The 16,941-nt window shown below is 72.2% G+C and carries 17 protein-coding genes; 12 read left to right on the forward strand and 5 right to left on the reverse strand.

Features of this window, described 5'->3' with window-relative positions:
• Positions 1-65 precede the first annotated feature (65 nt).
• The 6 genes from KI385_RS29255 to KI385_RS29280 all read left to right on the forward strand — a co-directional run bounded on the left by KI385_RS29255 (position 66) and on the right by KI385_RS29280 (position 7,421).
• On the forward strand, positions 66-2,252 hold the full coding sequence (locus KI385_RS29255) for a hypothetical protein (protein WP_238575128.1): 2,187 nt from the start codon (positions 66-68) through the stop codon (positions 2,250-2,252).
• Between the two features lie 202 nt (positions 2,253-2,454).
• Positions 2,455-3,453: an ABC transporter ATP-binding protein gene (locus KI385_RS29260; protein WP_238575129.1), complete on the forward strand. Its 999-nt coding sequence runs from the start codon at positions 2,455-2,457 to the stop codon at positions 3,451-3,453.
• Positions 3,450-4,187, forward strand: coding sequence for an ABC transporter permease (locus KI385_RS29265; RefSeq protein WP_238575130.1), 738 nt, complete (start codon positions 3,450-3,452; stop codon positions 4,185-4,187). The genes KI385_RS29260 and KI385_RS29265 overlap by 4 nt, the downstream gene beginning before the upstream one ends.
• A 41-nt stretch (positions 4,188-4,228) precedes the next feature.
• The gene (locus KI385_RS29270) at positions 4,229-5,449 is read left to right on the forward strand and encodes a sensor histidine kinase (protein ID WP_238577898.1); all 1,221 of its coding nucleotides are present in this window, start codon (positions 4,229-4,231) and stop codon (positions 5,447-5,449) included.
• 128 nt (positions 5,450-5,577) lie between these two features.
• On the forward strand, positions 5,578-6,180 hold the full coding sequence (locus tag KI385_RS29275; protein WP_238575131.1) for a response regulator transcription factor: 603 nt from the start codon (positions 5,578-5,580) through the stop codon (positions 6,178-6,180).
• Between the two features lie 110 nt (positions 6,181-6,290).
• On the forward strand, positions 6,291-7,421 hold the full coding sequence (locus tag KI385_RS29280; protein WP_238575132.1) for a PP2C family protein-serine/threonine phosphatase: 1,131 nt from the start codon (positions 6,291-6,293) through the stop codon (positions 7,419-7,421).
• On the opposite strand, the gene KI385_RS29285 is transcribed toward KI385_RS29280, so the two are convergent.
• Both KI385_RS29285 and KI385_RS29290 read right to left on the reverse strand, forming a co-directional pair.
• A complete protein-coding gene (locus tag KI385_RS29285) occupies positions 7,388-8,248 on the reverse strand; it encodes a transglutaminase-like domain-containing protein (protein ID WP_238575133.1) in 861 nt (286 codons plus the stop codon). The genes KI385_RS29280 and KI385_RS29285 overlap by 34 nt on opposite strands.
• 17 nt (positions 8,249-8,265) lie before the next feature.
• Positions 8,266-9,300 (reverse strand): GNAT family N-acetyltransferase, encoded by a 1,035-nt coding sequence (locus KI385_RS29290; RefSeq protein WP_238575134.1) that lies wholly within the window; start codon positions 9,298-9,300, stop codon positions 8,266-8,268.
• A gap of 140 nt (positions 9,301-9,440) precedes the next feature.
• On the opposite strand from KI385_RS29290, the gene fdxA reads away from it, so the two are divergent.
• Both fdxA and dapC read left to right on the forward strand, forming a co-directional pair.
• Positions 9,441-9,761, forward strand: coding sequence for a ferredoxin (gene fdxA, locus KI385_RS29295; RefSeq protein WP_018089397.1), 321 nt, complete (start codon positions 9,441-9,443; stop codon positions 9,759-9,761).
• A gap of 177 nt (positions 9,762-9,938) precedes the next feature.
• Positions 9,939-11,060, forward strand: coding sequence for a succinyldiaminopimelate transaminase (dapC, locus tag KI385_RS29300; protein WP_238575135.1), 1,122 nt, complete (start codon positions 9,939-9,941; stop codon positions 11,058-11,060).
• A gap of 85 nt (positions 11,061-11,145) precedes the next feature.
• Here the strand turns inward: dapC and KI385_RS29305 are convergent, their stop codons facing one another.
• Together KI385_RS29305 and KI385_RS29310 are read right to left on the reverse strand one after the other, a co-directional pair.
• On the reverse strand, positions 11,146-11,619 hold the full coding sequence (locus KI385_RS29305) for an ATP-binding protein (RefSeq protein WP_238575136.1): 474 nt from the start codon (positions 11,617-11,619) through the stop codon (positions 11,146-11,148).
• Between the two features lie 302 nt (positions 11,620-11,921).
• On the reverse strand, positions 11,922-12,845 hold the full coding sequence (locus tag KI385_RS29310; RefSeq protein WP_238575137.1) for a VldE C-terminal domain-containing protein: 924 nt from the start codon (positions 12,843-12,845) through the stop codon (positions 11,922-11,924).
• 40 nt (positions 12,846-12,885) lie between these two features.
• Between KI385_RS29310 and dapE the strand changes: the two genes are divergently transcribed.
• Entirely contained in the window at positions 12,886-13,977 is a 1,092-nt protein-coding gene (dapE, locus tag KI385_RS29315) for a succinyl-diaminopimelate desuccinylase (protein WP_238575138.1), read from the forward strand.
• Positions 13,978-14,113: 136 nt separating this feature from the next.
• Positions 14,114-14,863: an LOG family protein gene (locus KI385_RS29320; RefSeq protein ID WP_238575139.1), complete on the forward strand. Its 750-nt coding sequence runs from the start codon at positions 14,114-14,116 to the stop codon at positions 14,861-14,863.
• A 17-nt stretch (positions 14,864-14,880) separates the two neighbouring features.
• Here the strand turns inward: KI385_RS29320 and folP are convergent, their stop codons facing one another.
• Complete coding sequence (gene folP / locus KI385_RS29325) at positions 14,881-15,741, reverse strand: dihydropteroate synthase (protein ID WP_238575140.1); 861 nt, start codon at positions 15,739-15,741, stop codon at positions 14,881-14,883.
• 92 nt (positions 15,742-15,833) lie between these two features.
• Here folP and KI385_RS29330 point away from each other — a divergent pair, with 92 nt between their 5' ends.
• Positions 15,834-16,283, forward strand: a complete 450-nt coding sequence (locus KI385_RS29330) for a DivIVA domain-containing protein (protein ID WP_238575141.1) — start codon at positions 15,834-15,836, stop codon at positions 16,281-16,283.
• On the forward strand, positions 16,280-16,885 hold the full coding sequence (locus KI385_RS29335) for a DNA-3-methyladenine glycosylase I (protein WP_281066920.1): 606 nt from the start codon (positions 16,280-16,282) through the stop codon (positions 16,883-16,885). The genes KI385_RS29330 and KI385_RS29335 overlap by 4 nt, the downstream gene beginning before the upstream one ends.
• Positions 16,886-16,941: the final 56 nt, after the last annotated feature.

Consider the following 16,941-nt stretch of genomic DNA (forward strand, 5'->3'; position numbering starts at 1 on the left):
CACCCCCCGGCTTCCGGCCGGGGATCATCTCTGACGAGCGGCGGAGCCAACCGGGAGAACCTGCTTTGAGTCGTGAATCTGACAGTTCGTCCTCCGGCCCCCAGGGCCGTGGCGGAGCCGCGTACCCGTCCGGGACGCCGCCGTACGGCTCGCCCAGGGGAGATGCCGACGAGGCGCTGACGCCCGGTGCGGCGGCGCGGCCGGAGGAGCCCAAAACCGAGACCACGCTGACGACGCGGATCAAGATCAACATTCCGGGGTCGCGCCCCATCCCGCCGGTCGTCGTGCGCAAGCCCGTCGGTGAGGAGTCCGGCATGAACGCATCGGCTGGTTCCGGGGGTTCCCGGGGCACGCCCCGGCCCGCCCGCGGCAGCGAGCGGAGCGCGGAGCGTACGGCGAACACGCCCCGGCCCGACGCGCCGGCGGACCAGGCCGCAGCGGGTGGCCGGCCCGAGAAGGCCAGCGAGTGGTTCGCGCCGCGCAAGCCGCAGAGCGGCGCGGCCGGTCAGTCGTCGACCACCGGGTCCCATGCGGCGCCGGCAGCGCCGGGCGGTGCGACCCCGCCGCGCGGCCCGTCGGACGCCACGCCTCCGCAGCGCCCCGATCTGCCGTACTTCTCCGACAACCAGGCCCCGCAGGGCGGCGCTCCCCCAGCTACCGCTGGGAGGTACCCCCAGCCGTTCGACGGCGCTGCCCGGCAGAACGGCGCCTCGCCCTTCGACGGCGGCCCGCGGGGCGGCGGCTCGCCGTTCGACGGCGCGGCACACGGTGGCGCGTCGCCGTTCGACGCCCCCACCGGGCCCGCCCGTGACCACAGCCCCTTCGACGCCCCGGCCGGCGGCCCGAGCGGCCCGACGACCGGGCCGGCCCGCGGGGACTCCGCGCTCAACCTCCCGCCCGGCTTCAGCGACCCGGTGACGGGCACCGGCGGCACGCCCCAGATCAGCGACGACACCGCGGAGCTCACCCCGCAGCCGCCCGCGCCGCTCGCCGGGCCCGGCAGCGGCCTCGGTGCCGGCGGCGGGATCGCCGGCGGACTGCCCGGTGGTCAAAGCGCCCCGGCGCCCGGCGCCCCGAAGGGCAAGCGCGGGGCGAAGAACGGCCCCAAGGGCGGCCCGCAGAGCGGCGCCCTCGGCGGCCCCGACCGGGTCTCCGGCGACACTCTGGTCAGCGGCATCCCGAAGATCCCCGGGGCCGACGGGCCGTCGTCCCCGTCGCCGTTCGCGACGGCCCCGGCCGGCGAGGGCGAGAGCGCGGTGCCCAAGCCGCGGCCCAAGATCCCCGAGCCGATCAACCCGCCCAAGAAGGGCCGCAACAAGCTCGTTCTCCTGGGCGTCGCCGTCGTGGTGCTGGCCGGCGTCGCCTACGGTGCCGGTCTGCTGCTCGACCACGCGGATGTGCCCAACGGCACCACCGCGCTCGGCGTGGACATCGGCGGCACCACCAAGGAAGCGGCCGTCAAGAAGCTGGAGGCGGCGCTCAAGGACCGTCGCACCGCGCCGCTCAAGCTCACCGTCGACGGCAAGTCCGAGACCCTCCAGCCCACCAAGGCGGGCCTGGACATCGATCCGCAGATGACGGTCCGTAACGCGGCCGGCCGGGACTACAACCCGGTCTCCGTCATCGGCTCGCTGTTCGGCGTCAACCGTACGGCCAAGCCGGCGATGATCGTCGACGACGAGAAGCTGCAGATCGCGCTGCAGAACGTCGCCGGGCCCGCGGGCGCCGCCCAGGACGGCGGGATCACCTTCGAGAACGGCAAGGCGGTGCCGCATTACGGCGCGCCCCACAAGGCGATCGATGTGAAGGCGTCCAAGGACAAGGTCGCCGACGCCTACCGCGAGCGCGCCACGACCGGCACCGACACACCGGTGGTGCTGGCCGCGAGCACCCAGCAGCCGCAGGTCAGCAAGGCCGCGGTGGACAAGGCGATGAAGCAGTTCGCCGAGCCCGCGATGTCCGGCCTGGTGACGGTCCGTACGGACGCGACGCATGCGGTCTCCTTCAGCCCGCAGAAGTCCATCCCGAAGTTCCTGTCCTTCAAGATCGTCAACGGCGATCTGGTGCCGTACTACGACCGGCCCGCCCTCAAGCAGCTCTACGGCGACACCTTCAACGGTGTCCTGGTGACCAAGGGCGACGGCTCCAAGCACCCGGTCAGCGTCGAGGAGGTGGCGAGCGCGGTCGGCAAGGCCCTGCTCGGCACCACTCCGGCCGAGCGGATCCAGGCCATCGGGACGAACGGCAGCTGACCGCCGCCGTCCGGCTGACCGCCACCACGTACGGCAACCGACCGCCGCACGGCGCGAAATCGCAGGTAAGAGGCCCCCACAGGGCGTCTTCTCGGAGCACCCCGAGAAGGCCCCTGGGGGGCCTCTGCCATGACAGATGTCATGGCAGAGTGCATACACCCGGCACTGCCGCGTGGTTCGCGGATCCGTGAAGCTCAAAGGCATGACGACCGCAGCGATCACCGAAGCCACCACCGCCCAGGAGGCGGGCCGGGCACCCGTGGTCAGCTTCCGGCAGGTCAACAAGAGTTACGGCGCGGTGCGCGCGGTGGCCGACCTGAATCTGGAGCTGCATCCGGGAGAGACCGTCGCCCTCCTCGGCCCGAACGGCGCGGGCAAGTCCTCCACCCTCGACCTGCTCCTCGGGCTGCGCGGCGCCGACTCCGGCACCGTCACCCTGTTCGGCACGACCCCGCAACGCGCCATAGAGCAGGGCAAGGTCGGCGCGATGCTGCAGAGCGGCGGCCTGATGGAGGGCGTCAAGGTCAAGGAGCTGATCAAGGTGGCCCGCGATCTGCATCCACGCGGCTATCCGCTGGACCAGATCCTGGCCACCGCCGGCATCACCGAGATCGCCGACCGCATGGTCGACAAGCTCTCCGGCGGCCAGGAGCAGCGGGTGCGGTTCGCCCTCGCCACCGCGGGTGCAAACGACCTGATCGTGCTGGACGAGCCGACCACCGGCATGGATGTCTCGGCCCGGCAGACCTTCTGGGGCGCGATGCGCCGGCAGGCCCAGCAGGGCCGTACGGTCCTGTTCGCGACGCACTACCTCGAAGAGGCCGACGAGATCGCCGACCGGGTGATCGTGCTGCACCGCGGCCGGGTGCTGGCCGACGGCACCTCCGCCGAGATCAAGTCCAGGGCCGGCGCCCGCCGGATCACCTTCGACCTCGACGAGCCGGTCGACCGCGACGCGCTGCACGGCCTGCCGTTCCTGACCTCCCTGGCCGTGTCCGACAGCGGCTCCGCCGCGGGCTCCGGCCGCCGGACCGTCCGCATCCAGTCCCAGGACGCCGACGCGACCGTGCACGCCCTCTACGGCCTCGGCCTCCACCCGCACCATCTCGAAGTCGCCGGCCTCGGCCTGGAGCAGGCCTTCCTCGCCCTCACCACGGCGTCCGACGCGACCCCCGCCACCGCCGAGGAGACGGCACGATGACCACCCTGATCAAGCTGGAGATCGTCCGCGCACTGCGCAACAAGAAGTTCATGTTCTTCTCGGTGATCTATCCGCCGCTGCTGTATCTGATCATCGCCGGCGCCGCGGACAGCAAGCCGATCCCCGGCATGAAGCTGGACATGGCGCTCTACTACATGGTCTCCATGGCAGCATTCGGTGCCATGACCGCCGTGCTGCTGGGCAACAGCGAGCGCATCGCCAAGGAGCGCGAGAAGGGGTGGGTGCGGCAGCTGCGGCTGACGGCTCTGCCCGGACGTGGCTATGTCGCCGCCAAGATGGCCGCCGCCGCGACCGTCAGCCTGCCGTCGATTCTGCTGGTCATGATCGTCGCCGCGGCCGTCAAGGGCGTACGGCTCGACGCCTGGCAGTGGATCGCCATCGCCGCCGGCACCTGGCTCGGCAGCTTCGTCTTCGCCGCCCTGGGCGTCGCCATCGGCTATATGGCCACCGGTGACGCGGTCCGGCCGATCGCGATGCTGTGCTACTTCGGCCTGGCGTTCCTCGGCGGCCTGTGGATGCCGCTGACGCTTCTGCCGCAGTGGGTGCAGAACATCGCCGAATGGCTCCCGACGCATGCGTACGCGGCGCTCGGCACCGCCGTCGAGGCAGGCGGCGCACCGCATGTGAAGGACATCGCCATCCTGGTCGGCTATCTGCTGGTCTTCGCCGGCGGCGCGGCCTGGCTGTACCGCAAGGACACCCGGAAGGCGTGAGGCCGGTGGAGACGAAGTGCGAGCCCGGGGACCACAACCCCATGATGATCGGGCAGGCGCCCCACAGCCGCCGCCAGGCCCTCGGCAAGACGATGTGGGTCGGCGTCTGGCTGCTGTATCTGGCCGGGCCGGTGGGCCGGCTGCTGGAGCCCGGGGTGTCCACCGCCGAGCGGATCTGGGGCGGCCTCGGTCTCGCGCTCTTCGTTCTCTCCTACTTCGCGCTGGTCTTCCGGCACATGTGGCGGGTACTGACCCGCCCGATGAAGTACGGCTCGCTGGCCGTGATGCTGGCCCTGTCCATCGCGCTGTCTTCGACGCTGGACTTCTCCTGGCTGGTGCTGTTCATCTTCACCAGCGTGGCCTGCGGAGTGGTCCTGCCCTCGCAGCAGTCCCGCTGGGCCATCCCGCTGGTCACCGCGACCCTGCTCGCCGTCGGGGCGAGCTATCCGGAGGTCCGCAGCTACTACGTCTTCGCCTACGGACTGCCCGCGCTGGGCAGCGGCTTCATGATGGTCGGGGTGCAGTATCTGATCCGTACGACCACGGAGCTGCGCGCCGCCCGCCAGGAGGTCGCCCGCCTCGCCGCCAACGACGAACGGCTGCGCCTCGCCCGCGATCTGCACGACCTCCTCGGCCACTCCCTCTCGCTGATCACGCTCAAGAGCGAACTGGCCGGGCGGATGCTGCCCGACCGGCCCGAGGACGCCGCCCGGCAGGTCGCCGACATCGAACGGGTCAGCAGACAGGCGCTGGTCGACGTCCGGGAGGCGGTCACCGGCTACCGCCGCCCCCGGCTCGTCGTCGAACTGGCCGGCGCCCGGGCCGCACTGCGCACCGCCGGGGTCACGGTCACTGTCGACCCGGCGCTGGAGGGCGAACACCGCGGCCTCGCCGCCGACGAGGAGGGCGCGCTGGCCTGGGCGCTGCGTGAGGCCGTCACCAACGTCGTACGGCACAGCGGCGCCCGCCGCTGTGAGCTGCTGCTGACCGAGGAGTGGGAGGCCGACGAGCGCCGCTATCTGTGCCTCGCCGTGCTCGACGACGGCGCCGGCCCGCCCCGCGCCCGGCAGGACGGCAACGGCCTCAGCGGTCTGCGCGAGCGCCTCGCCCTGGCCGACGGCCGCCTGGAAACCGGCCCCGCCCCCCGCGGCCACGGCTTCGCCCTGCGCGCCTACGTCCCTCTGGGCGCGCCCACCCTGTCCGGTGCCGAGGCCGCCGCCACCCCGGACATATCCCCCGAGCCCGTCGACGACCCGGCGTAGGTACGAGGTGCCGGAGCCCGCGTACCGCCGCGGCACCCCGCCTACCGGACCGGTCCGGTAGGCCCGCACGTCGGGCCGCATGACCCATACGGCGGCCTGTATGCCCCGTACGTCCTAAGCTGGCCCGCATGATCAGAGTGCTGCTGGCCGAGGACCAGTCGATGGTCCGGGAGGCGCTGGCCGCGCTGCTGTCGCTGGAGGCGGACCTGGAGGTCGTCGCACAGGCGGCGCGCGGGGACGAGGTGCTTCCGGCGGCGCGTGCGCAGGCCGTGGATGTCGCGCTGCTGGACATCGAGATGCCCGGCATCAACGGGCTGGACGCGGCGGCCGCACTGCGTGACGAGCTGCCCGGGGTGAAGATCGTCATCCTCACCACCTTCGGCCGCCCCGGCTATCTGCGCCGTGCCATGGAATCGGGCGCCGATGCCTTCCTGGTCAAGGACGCCCCGGCTGCCCGGCTCGCGGACGCGGTACGGCGGGTGCTGCGCGGTGAGCGGGTGATCGACCCGGTGCTGGCGGCGGCCGCGCTCGCCGACGGCGCCAGCCCGCTGACCGAGCGCGAGCGGGAGGTACTGCGGGTGGCCGCCGAGTCCACCAACGCCGAGATCGCGGCCGCACTGCAGCTGTCCCAGGGCACCGTCCGCAACTACCTCTCCACCGCCATCCAGAAAACGGGCACCCGCAACCGCGCCGAGGCATTCCGCACGGCCCGCGACAAGGGCTGGCTCTAGGAACCCCGGCCCCCGGCCCTGCGGCCCGCCCCGGGGCCATCGCCCCCGTCACCCCCTGGGACCCTCGCCCCTGTGCGGTGTCGGGCGGCGTCCCGCAGGCTTGAAGTGTTATGCCTGCCAATCGTCCCCCGGCGAGCGGTCGCCACGCCACCGTGCTGCTGATCCTTGTGATCGCCGCCGTCACGACCATGGACGCGGTCGACATCGGCCCGGAGCTGCACCAGTCCGCCTTCCTGGGCATCGCTCCGCTCTACGCCGCGCTGCGCTGCTCGTACCGGCAGACACTCCTGGTGGCGGCCGTCTACCTCGTGTGTCTGACGTACGTCGACACCTACACGGTGCCCGACTGGGCCCTCGCCAGCCGGATCGTCGCCATCTTCGGCGCGGTCCTGGTGGCGTCCTTCTCCGTGATGCTGTGCCGGACCCGACTGCAGCGGGAGGCGCTGCACGCACGGACGAGCCTGGTGGCCGACACGGTGCAGCGGACGATGCTGCGGGAGCTGCCGCTCAGCGCGGGTCCGGTCGAGGCGTACGGCTTCTATGTCTCCGCCCAGGAGGGGGCCCGCGTCGGCGGAGACATCTACGAGGCCATCGACACGCCGCACGGGCTGCGGCTGATGATCGGCGATGTGCAGGGCAAGGGCATGCCGGCGATCGGGGCGGGGATGGAGGTGCTGGCGTCGTTCCGGGAGGCCGCGTACTACGAGGACTCGCTGGAGTCGGTGGCCGAGCGCATGGAGCAGACGCTGGCCCGCTACAACACCCGCTCGGTCGAACAGGGCACCGACGAGCGCTTTGTCACCGCGCTGCTGATGGAGGTGCGTGGCGCGGTCGGCGCGGCGCAGGGCCGGGTGCTGTCCTGCGGCCATATCCCGTACTACCTGGTGCGCGACGGCAAGGTCTACGAGCGCCGCGAAGGCGAGGGCGGGCTGCCGCTGGGCCTGGGCATGCTCAGCGGCGAGCCGCGCCGCAGCGTACGGGTCCACCCCGAGCCGAAGGACTGGGTCGTGCTGTGCACGGACGGGGTGACCGAGGCGCGCGGCAAGGACGGCGAGTTCTACCCGCTGGCCGAGCGGCTGGCCGGCTGGACGGACCTGGAACCCGCCGAGCTGGCCGGCACGCTCCGTGCCGACCTGGAGCGCTTCACCGGAGGCGAGCTCCTCGACGATGCGACCGCACTGGTCGTCCGCCGCACCCCCGCCGCCGCTCAGTTGAGCATGGCGCGCGCCGCGGCGGCCTGACGCCGGATCGCGAGCGCACCGGCCGGCTCGACGGCCTCCACCACCCGTGCGTACTCCTCCAGCTCGGCCGCCCCCGCGAGGAACTCACCGCGCTGGACGAGGAGTTGGGCGCGTTCATGGCGCAACCGCGCCGGATGGCTCGGCAGCAGCAGCGACAGGTCCAGCGCCCACAGCTGCACCGCGCTCTGCTCCGGCCGCGCCTGCGCCCAGGCCCGGATGTTGTTGAGCACCCGCAGCACGATCTCCAGCGGATCGGCCGGCGCCGTCATCTGCGCGCTCGGCCGCCCGCCGGTCGCCCCCGTGACCAGCAGCGCCGCGTCCTCGTCGGTGAGCAGCCGCCCGCCCGCGAACGGATCGGCCAGCACGTGCGTACCGGAGGGATCCCCGAAGCCGACGACGAAATGGCCCGGCAGCGCCAGCCCGTAAACGGGTGCGCCGGCCCGCCGCGCCACCTCCATCCACACCACCGACAGCAGGATCGGCAGGCCCCGGCGGCGGCGCAGTACCTCGTGCAGCAGCGATGACTCCAGACGCCGGTAGTCGGCGGGCGAGCCGCCGAAGCCGCACCGGGTGCCGAGCAGCTCGGCGAGGTTGCGGGCCCAGGCGCCGGGGCCGCCTGCCGGGGCGTACGGAAGCAGTCCGGCCAGCCGGTCCAGCTCGATCTGCGCCTCGTCGATGCCTGCCTCGTCCAGCGCCGGATCGGCCTCGGCGGCGAGCAGCAGGCACAGCAGCGCCAGATCGGGCCGCTCCTCGCGCGCGGCCTCGGCGAACTGCTGCCGACGCGCCGCACGGCCGCCGCCCGGCTCCGGCTCGGGTTCCTGGGGCATACGAGAGGGATACCCGTTCAGCGCCGGCCGCCTGGCAGGGCACGCCGGTAGTGGTAGCCGTGGTGGTCGGTGAAACCGAGCCGGTCATAGAGCGCCAGGGCGCCCGCGTTGTCCGTCTCGACCTGCAGATATGCGGCCGAGGCGCCCTCGTCCAGGGCCCGCTCGGCGAGCGCCGCCATCACCAGCGTGGCCAGCCCCTGACGCCGCTCGGCCGGGTCCACCTCTATCGCCGAGAAACCCGCCCAGCGCCCGTCGACGACCAGCCGCCCGATCGCCGCCGTCCCGCCGCCCGCGCCGCGTACCGTCGCGAACCACACCGAGGGGCCGCCGGTCAGCACCTTCAGCGCGTCCGCGGTGGGCCCGCCGGTCTCGCCGGTCCGGTTGTACAGGGCCAGCCAGTCCGCGCCCGGCTCCCGGGTCAGCGCGACGCGGGTGGGGGCACCCCCGGTGGAGTCAGGGGGAGTGTCGGCGAGCGGTGCCAGCGCCGAGATCCGCACGGTGGTGTGCCGCTCGTCGGTCCAGCCCCGCTCCGCCAGCTGCGCGGCCAGCTCGTCGCCGGCGTCCGCGCGCCCGGTGGCGACCACGATCACCGGCGGCAGCCCGCGCTCGCCGTACCACTGAACGATCCGCTCCAGCGCCGCATCCAGCGGAACCCCGGGGTCCCCGAGGGGCAGTACGGAATTGGCCCGGCGGGTAAAGCCCCCGGACGCCCGCAGTGTCCACTCACCGAGAGGCTCCGTCTCAAGGGCCGGCCAGCCGCGCGCCGCGACCTGCTGAAGCTCACGGGCGGTGGCCGCCGGCCCCTTCCTGCGGGCCGGTTCCGCGGGGACCACCTTGGCCGCGACCAGCGACGACTCCTCGATCCCGACGCACTCGCCGCTGCGCCGTGTGATGCTCAGCACACCCTCGTCCCATGATGTGAGAACCCCGACCACGTCCGTGAACGCCCCTTCGCCCGCCACGCCGCCGGTCAGGCGCCGGACGGATACCCTTTTGCCCACGTCAGCACGGGTGATACGGACCTCAGCGCGACCGCCGGCCAGGAATTCCATCGATCAAACCGCCCCTCTTGTTCGTCTCGTGCCCGGGAACGGAGATACTAGGTGGCGGGCATCGACGACGCCGCGCTCCCGCGCGCCCTGCGGCGGTACTGCCAATCGGTCCGCCGGCCCTACCGAGGAGGAACGACAGCGTGACCTACGTCATCGCGCAGCCTTGTGTCGACGTCAAGGACAAGGCGTGCATCGAGGAGTGCCCGGTCGACTGCATCTACGAGGGCTCCCGGTCCTTGTACATCCACCCGGACGAATGTGTCGACTGTGGTGCCTGTGAGCCGGTCTGCCCGGTCGAGGCGATCTTCTACGAGGACGACACCCCCGAGGAGTGGAAGGACTACTACAAGGCGAATGTGGAGTTCTTCGACGAGCTCGGCTCGCCCGGTGGTGCCAGCAAGCTCGGCCTGATCGAGCGCGACCACCCCTTCATCGCAGCGCTGCCGCCGCAGAACCAGTAACGACCCGAGGACCAAGGGGGAGCCCGCCCGCTCCCTCTTGCCTCCGATGTCGGTCGGGGTACCTCCCAGCGTGAGCCGGGAGAAGCCGCACGGCGCCGCCCGGTCCCGTACGGCTGCTTGCCGTACGGGACCGTGGCGTTTTGCCGGCGTCCTTGCACCACCGAGAAAGAGAGCACCGTGGGCGCAGCATCGTCTTCCCAGCCGGAGTCGCTTCGCGACCGTCTTCCCGCCTTCCCCTGGGACCGGCTGGAGCCGTACAAGACCACCGCCGCCGCCCACGCCGACGGCATCGTCGACCTGTCCGTCGGCACCCCGGTCGACCCGGTCCCCGCGGTGGTTCAGCAGGCGCTGACCGGTGCGGCCGACAGCCCCGGCTATCCGACGGTGTGGGGCACCGCCGCGCTGCGTGACGCGCTCACCGGCTGGGCCGCCGACCGTCTGGGCGCCCAGGGTGTGGAGCACACCAACGTGCTGCCGATCGTCGGCTCCAAGGAGCTGGTGGCCTGGCTGCCGACCCAGCTGGGCCTCGGCCCCGGCGACAAGGTCGGCTACCCGCGGCTGGCCTACCCGACGTACGAGGTCGGCGCCCGCCTGGCCGGCGCCGAGCCGGTCGTCTACGACGATCCCTGGGACCTGGACCCCAGCGGTCTGAAGCTGCTCTGGCTGAACTCGCCGTCCAACCCCACCGGCCGGGTGCTCGGCGCCGACGAGCTGCGCCGCACCGTCGCCTGGGCGCGCGAGCACGGCGTGCTGCTCTTCAGCGACGAGTGCTACCTCGAACTGGGCTGGGAGGCCGACCCGGTCTCGGTACTCCACCCGGACATCTGCGGCGGCTCCTACGACGGCATCGTCGCCGTCCACTCGCTCTCCAAGCGCTCCAACCTCGCCGGCTACCGCGCCGCCTTCCTCGTCGGCGACGCCGCGGTCCTCGGCGAACTGCTGGAGATCCGCAAGCACGGCGGAATGATGGTCGCGGCGCCCGTCCAGGCCGCCACCGTCGCGGCGCTGGGCGACACCGTCCATGTCGCCGAGCAGCGCGAGCGCTACGCCCGCCGCCGCACCGCGCTGCGCGCCGCCTTCGAGGCCGCGGGCTTCCGCATCGAGCACAGCGAGGCGTCGCTCTACCTCTGGGCGACCCGCGACGAGCCCTGCTGGGACACCGTCGGCGCTCTCGCCAAGCGCGGCATCCTCGTCGCCCCCGGCGAGTTCTACGGCGCCGCGGGGGAGCGGTTCGTACGGATCGCCTTCACCGCCACCGACGAGCGGGTGGACGCCGCGGTGCGCCGCCTGGCGGAGTGAGCGGCGGCTGAGAACGACTGCGCGCAGGGGCCCGGGGAGAGTGAACTCCCCGGGCCCCTGCGCGCGGTACGGGTGGACCGGCCGGTCACCGCCCGCCGAGCGGCAGACCGCCGAGCAGGCCGCCCTTGGCCGGCGCGCCGGCGAGCTTCTGGACCGGCCCGCCGAGCAGCCCCTTGGCGACGTCGAGCGGCAGCGTGTTGGTCGAGAGGCCGTTCTTGAGGGTCGGACGGACCAGGCTCTCCGCCTTGTCGGTGGCCCCCTGGGTGAGCGGCATGGCCTTCTTGACGACGGGACCGGCGGTCTCGACGAGCGCCGGGGCGAGCTTGGTCGCCGCCTTGTTGCCGGCCGCGTTGAGCAGGCCGACGCCGTCGTGCGCGGTGCGGTCGAGGGTCTTGCTGGTGTTCTGGGAGTCCAGGGGGGCCGTCAGTCCGCCGAGGTCGGGTGTCTTGGCGGGCAGTTCCACGGCGCTCGCGGAACCGGCCGCAGCGACCACGGGAGCGGCACCTGCTGCGACGAGCAGGGCGGCTCGGGCGATCCGACGCGTAACGGGGAGGGACATGGTGCTCCTTTTACGGAGAAGGACTCGTACTTCTGACAGATGTGCCATGTCCGCCGGGCGGACGCACTGACTACCGCGTCAGACCCCCGAAGGTTGCGGTGAACTCCGGTAAAGACTTGGTAACGCATCACATAATCGGCCCTGGCTAATGACGGCCAATATGTGCACACCCCGACGGATTGCGGAAACGTCACAGCCCTTTGCGTACAAGGGAATTGGCCGGGTGTGCCGACTTTGCCGAAACAACTCCCTTACGGTTAAAGGGAATTGATGCCGATGCCCCTTTGGAGGGACTCGGCAAACTATTGCGCGGTGATGATACGAACGTCGCGCGCGGCCGCCGCCGAACCGGCCGCCTTCCGCTGCCAGCCCTTCCCTGAATCCGCCGCCGTCCACGTCCGGCCGGCGTAAGAGATCTGTTCGATGCGCAGCTCGGCGGAGTGCGCGATCGCCCACGTCGCCAGCTCCCAGCCGCGCCGCGGGTCAGCGCCCTCGGCCCCGGCCTGCCGCACCGGCACCGTCAGCCCGCGCCCGCCGCCCGCGCTCCGCCCCCCGGCGCCGTCCGTCCGCGGCAGCACCTCCGGGCCGAACTCCCGCACCAGCTTCTCCCGCACCTTCGCGGCACCGCCCGGCTGTCCGTCCACCGGGCGGCTCTGTGTGCAGCTCATCGCGGCCTGATCGCGGCCGGTCAGCGCGCCGGTCAGCAGCGCGGCGTTCGCCTCGTGCTTCGCATAGGCCTGCGGATAGCCGCTGCGCTGCACCTTCTGCGCGGCCACGGTCAACGGCAGCCGGGAATAGCCGGGCACCTTCGCCAGGTGCCGGTAGAACTCCCCGGCCGAATAGACCGGGTCCAAGATCTGCTTCACGGTGCCCCAGTCCTGGGACGGCCGCTGCTGGAAGAGTCCGACCGAATCCCGGTCGCCGAAGTCGATGTTGCGCAGCCCCGATTCCTGCATCGCGGTGGCCAGCGCAATGGTCACCGCGCGCTCCGGAAGCCCGCGCGAGGACGCCACCGCCGAGATCGTCGCGGCGTTCGCGGCCTGCTCCGGCGACAGCTCGTACGCCTTCGCATCGCCCTCGGCGCGCACCGTGCAGCGCGGCGCCCCCGGGCCGCCGGTCACGTACTGCACCACGAGGTAGACGGCCAGCCCGATCAGTACGGCGAAGGCCGCGGCGGTACGCCACAGGCGCTTGCGGCGGATGGGGGCTGAGGGCTGGGCGGACACGAGCCCACCGTACTGGAGTGCTGCCGATAGGGTCGGATCCATGGAGCGCTCCGCAGACCACCCCGCCCTCGACCTGTCGCTCGACGCCGCGGCACTGACCGCGCAGCTCGTCGATTTCCCGTCCGAGAGCGGCAACGAGAAGGACCTCGCCGACGCCGTTGAGCACGCCCTGCGTGCGCTGCCGCATCTGACCGTCGACCGGTACGGCAACAACGTCGTGGCCCGTACGAACCTGGGCCGCGCCGAGCGGGTGGTGCTCGCCGGACACCTCGACACCGTCCCGATCGCCGACAATGTGCCCTCCCGGCTCGACGAGAACGGCGTCCTGTGGGGCTGCGGCACCTGCGACATGAAGTCCGGAGTCGCCGTCCAGCTGCGGATGGCCGCCACCGTCCCGGCACCCAACCGCGACCTGACCTTCGTCTTCTACGACAACGAAGAGGTCGCCGCACACCTCAACGGCCTCGGCCATGTCGCCGACGCCCACCCCGACTGGCTCGTCGGCGACTTCGCCGTCCTCCTGGAGCCCTCCGACGGCCAGGTGGAGGGCGGCTGCCAGGGCACCCTGCGGGTCCTGCTGCGCACCACCGGCGAGCGCGCGCACTCCGCCCGCAGCTGGATGGGCGCCAACGCCCTCCACGCCGCCGCCCCGATCCTGGCGAAGCTCGCCGCCTACGAACCGCGCCGCCCGGTGATCGACGGCCTCGAATACCGCGAGGGCCTCAACGCCGTACGCATCGAGGGCGGCGTCGCCAACAACGTCATCCCCGACGCCTGCACGGTCACCGTCAACTTCCGCTACGCGCCCGACCGCACCCCCGACGAGGCGATCGCCCACGTACGCGAGGTCTTCGCGGACTGCCCGGTGGACGAATTCATCGTCGACGATCACTCCCCGGGCGCGCTGCCGGGGCTCTCCCACCCGGCGGCCAAGGCGTTCATGGAGTCCGTCGGCGGCACCGCGATGCCCAAGTTCGGCTGGACCGATGTCTCCCGCTTCAGCGCCCTGGGCGTCCCGGCCGTCAACTACGGACCCGGCTACTCCCTGCTCGCGCACAAGAAGGACGAGCGGGTCGAGGTCGACCGCATCCTGCACTGCGAGGAGCGGCTGCGCGCCTGGCTCACGGCCTGACCCGACCCCGGACCGTCCCGGGGACCAGCGGCCGACCGACTGCCGCCGGACCGAGGTCCAGCCGAATTCCCCTGCGCTTCACGTCCGTGGATCTACGCTGAAACGGCAAACGATATGTCTGCGGAGGGAGCACGTCATGGCCAGTCCCGAGGGAGCACCGGTGCCCGAGGAGCAGCGTCTGGGTCCCGTACTGCGGCGTCAGGACCAGGTGCAGGCCGGCACCACGGACCAGCGGCTGCTGGACTCCGAAGGTCCCTCCGAGTGGGTGCACACCGACCCCTGGCGTGTGATGCGCATCCAGTCGGAGTTCGTCGAGGGCTTCGGCGCGCTGGCCGAGCTGGGCCCGGCCGTCAGCGTCTTCGGCTCGGCCCGTACGCCGCGCGACTCCAAGGAGTACGACGCCGGCGTACGGATCGGGCGCGCCCTGGTCGACGCCGGGTTCGCGGTGATCACCGGCGGTGGCCCCGGCGCCATGGAGGCCGCCAACAAGGGCGCCAACGAGGCCGGCGGGGTCTCCGTGGGGCTGGGCATCGAGCTGCCCTTCGAGCAGGGCATGAACGACTACGTGAACCTCGGCGTCGACTTCCGGTACTTCTTCGTCCGCAAGACCTGCTTTGTGAAGTACGCCCGCGGATTCGTGGTGCTCCCCGGCGGGCTCGGCACCCTCGACGAGCTCTTCGAGGCGCTCACCCTCGTGCAGACCCGTAAGGTCACCCGCTTCCCGATCGTGCTGTTCGGCACGGCCTACTGGAGCGGGCTGGTCGACTGGCTGCGCGACACCCTCATCGCCGAGGGCAAGGCGTCGATGCACGATCTGGAGCTCTTCCACCTCAGCGACGACGTGGACGAGGCGATCGCGCTGGTGACGAAGGAGGTCGGGATCTAGGGCCGGGCGGCGGGCCCTCAGGCCAGTCCCCGGCGGGCGACCGCCGGGGGCCGGTGGCCGGCGATGGAGGCCACCATGTCCAGCACCTGGCGGGTCTCGGCGACCTCGTGGACGCGGTAGACCTGGGCGCCCAGCCAGGCCGAGACGGCGGTGGTCGCCAGGGTGCCGAGCACCCGTTCCTTGACCGGCTTGTCGAGCGTCTCGCCGACGAAGTCCTTGTTGGACAGCGAGACCAGCACCGGCCAGGGAGTCTCCGTCATCTCGCCCAGCCGGCGGGTCGCCTCCAGGCTGTGCCGGGTGTTCTTCGTGAAGTCGTGCCCCGGATCGATCATGATCGCGTCCCGCCGGACGCCCAACTCCACGGCCCGGTCGGCCAGTCCGAGCGTCACCCGCAGAATGTCCGCCATCACATCGTCGTACGCCACCCGGTGCGGTCGGGTACGCGGCTCGGCGCCACCCGCGTGCGTGCACACCAGGCCCACGTCATAGCGCGCCGCCACCTCGGCGAGCCGGGGATCGACGCCGCCCCAGGCGTCGTTGAGCAGATCCGCGCCGGCCTCGCAGACCGCCTCGCCGACCTCGTGCCGCCAGGTGTCGACGCTGATCACCACATCGGGGAAGCGCTTGCGCACCTCGGCCACGAAGCCGGCCGTGCGCCGCACCTCCTCCTCGGCGCTCACCTCCTCGCCGGGGCCCGCCTTGACGCCGCCGATGTCGATGATCGCGGCGCCGTCGGCCACCGCCTGTTCCACGCGGGCGAGCGCGGGCTCGTCGCGGAACGTGGCGCCCTGGTCGTAGAACGAATCCGGGGTTCTGTTGACGATCGCCATGATCACCGACTCATGCGCCCCGAACTCGCGATTCCCCAGCCGCAGCATTCCCTGACTCCCTCTCCATGGTCCGGGAGCGACCCTAACTGTCAGACCCGCATGGCACGATCAGTGCAGGCACATAGTCCGGGGAGTTGGTCGTGTTCTGGTTCTTGCTGATCGCGATGGTCGTGGTGGTGGCCGCGGTCACACTCGTGGTCGTCGGCGGCGGTGACGGCGGTGGGCTGCGGGATGCCGAGCCGGACCGGCTGTACGACCCGCTGCCGGACGACCGCCCGGTGGCCCGCGCCGATGTGGACGCCGTCCGTCTGCCGGTGACGGTCCGCGGCTATCGGATGGACGAGGTCGACGACGTCCTGGACCGCCTGGGCGCCGAGCTGGCCGAGCGGGACGCCCGGATCGCCGAGCTGGAGGCGGCGCTGGCCGGTGCGCATGCCGCGGCCATGGGCGGCCCGGGGCTGATACAGGACGGCCCGCCCCTGATCGGGCCGGTGGAGGATGCGCGGCCCGGGACCGGGAGCGGTGGCGGGGAAGCCGCCGGCCGGCCCCAGGCCCCCGGCGGGACCCGCGAAGGCGAGGAGCAGGCATGAACGGCGTGGTGACGGCACCGGACGGCATCCCGCGCTGCCCGTGGGGGATGGAGTCGGAGCAGATGGCCGACTACCGCGCCTATCACGACACCGAATGGGGCCGGCCGGTCCATGGTGACGACGCCCTCTTCGAGCGGATGAGCCTGGAGGCGTTCCAGTCCGGGCTCTCCTGGATCACGATCCTGCGGCGCCGCCCCGGCTTCCGTGCCGCGTTCGCCGACTTCCGGATCGCGAAGGTGGCGCGGTTCACCGACGCCGACGCCGAACGGCTGCTCGCCGACCCCGGCATCATCCGCAACCGCGCCAAGATCGCCGCGACGATCAACAACGCCAAGGTCGCCGCCGCGCTGGCCCCCGGTGAGCTCGACGACCTGATCTGGTCCTACGCCCCCGACCGGGCCGGCCGGCCGGTGCCGCGCACGGTCGGCGATGTGCAGCCGACGACCCCGGAGTCCACGGCGCTCGCCAAGGACCTCAAGAAGCGCGGCTTCCGCTTCGTCGGCCCGACCACCGCGTACGCGATGATGCAGGCCTGCGGCCTGGTCAACGACCATCTGGCGGGCTGCCACGTCCGGGGGACCGTGGAAGCGGCGGCCGGCTGACCCGGGTCGGCGGGGCGGGGGTTCCGGTTGGCGGGACCGGTCCGGCGGTGCCGGGG

The organism is Streptomyces inhibens (assembly GCF_022221585.1).
Lineage (GTDB): Bacteria > Actinomycetota > Actinomycetes > Streptomycetales > Streptomycetaceae > Streptomyces > Streptomyces inhibens.

Coding starts and splice junctions, on each gene's coding strand:
- KI385_RS29260 (WP_238575129.1), top strand. CDS start 2,455: ATGACGACCGCAGCGATCACCGAAGCCACCACCGCCCAGGAGGCGGGC.
- KI385_RS29265 (WP_238575130.1), top strand. CDS start 3,450: ATGACCACCCTGATCAAGCTGGAGATCGTCCGCGCACTGCGCAACAAG.
- KI385_RS29270 (WP_238577898.1), top strand. CDS start 4,229: ATGATGATCGGGCAGGCGCCCCACAGCCGCCGCCAGGCCCTCGGCAAG.
- KI385_RS29275 (WP_238575131.1), top strand. CDS start 5,578: ATGATCAGAGTGCTGCTGGCCGAGGACCAGTCGATGGTCCGGGAGGCG.
- KI385_RS29280 (WP_238575132.1), top strand. CDS start 6,291: ATGCCTGCCAATCGTCCCCCGGCGAGCGGTCGCCACGCCACCGTGCTG.
- KI385_RS29285 (WP_238575133.1), bottom strand. CDS start 8,248: ATGCCCCAGGAACCCGAGCCGGAGCCGGGCGGCGGCCGTGCGGCGCGT.
- KI385_RS29290 (WP_238575134.1), bottom strand. CDS start 9,300: ATGGAATTCCTGGCCGGCGGTCGCGCTGAGGTCCGTATCACCCGTGCT.
- KI385_RS29305 (WP_238575136.1), bottom strand. CDS start 11,619: ATGTCCCTCCCCGTTACGCGTCGGATCGCCCGAGCCGCCCTGCTCGTC.
- dapE (WP_238575138.1), top strand. CDS start 12,886: ATGGAGCGCTCCGCAGACCACCCCGCCCTCGACCTGTCGCTCGACGCC.
- KI385_RS29320 (WP_238575139.1), top strand. CDS start 14,114: ATGGCCAGTCCCGAGGGAGCACCGGTGCCCGAGGAGCAGCGTCTGGGT.
- folP (WP_238575140.1), bottom strand. CDS start 15,741: ATGCTGCGGCTGGGGAATCGCGAGTTCGGGGCGCATGAGTCGGTGATC.
- KI385_RS29335 (WP_281066920.1), top strand. CDS start 16,280: ATGAACGGCGTGGTGACGGCACCGGACGGCATCCCGCGCTGCCCGTGG.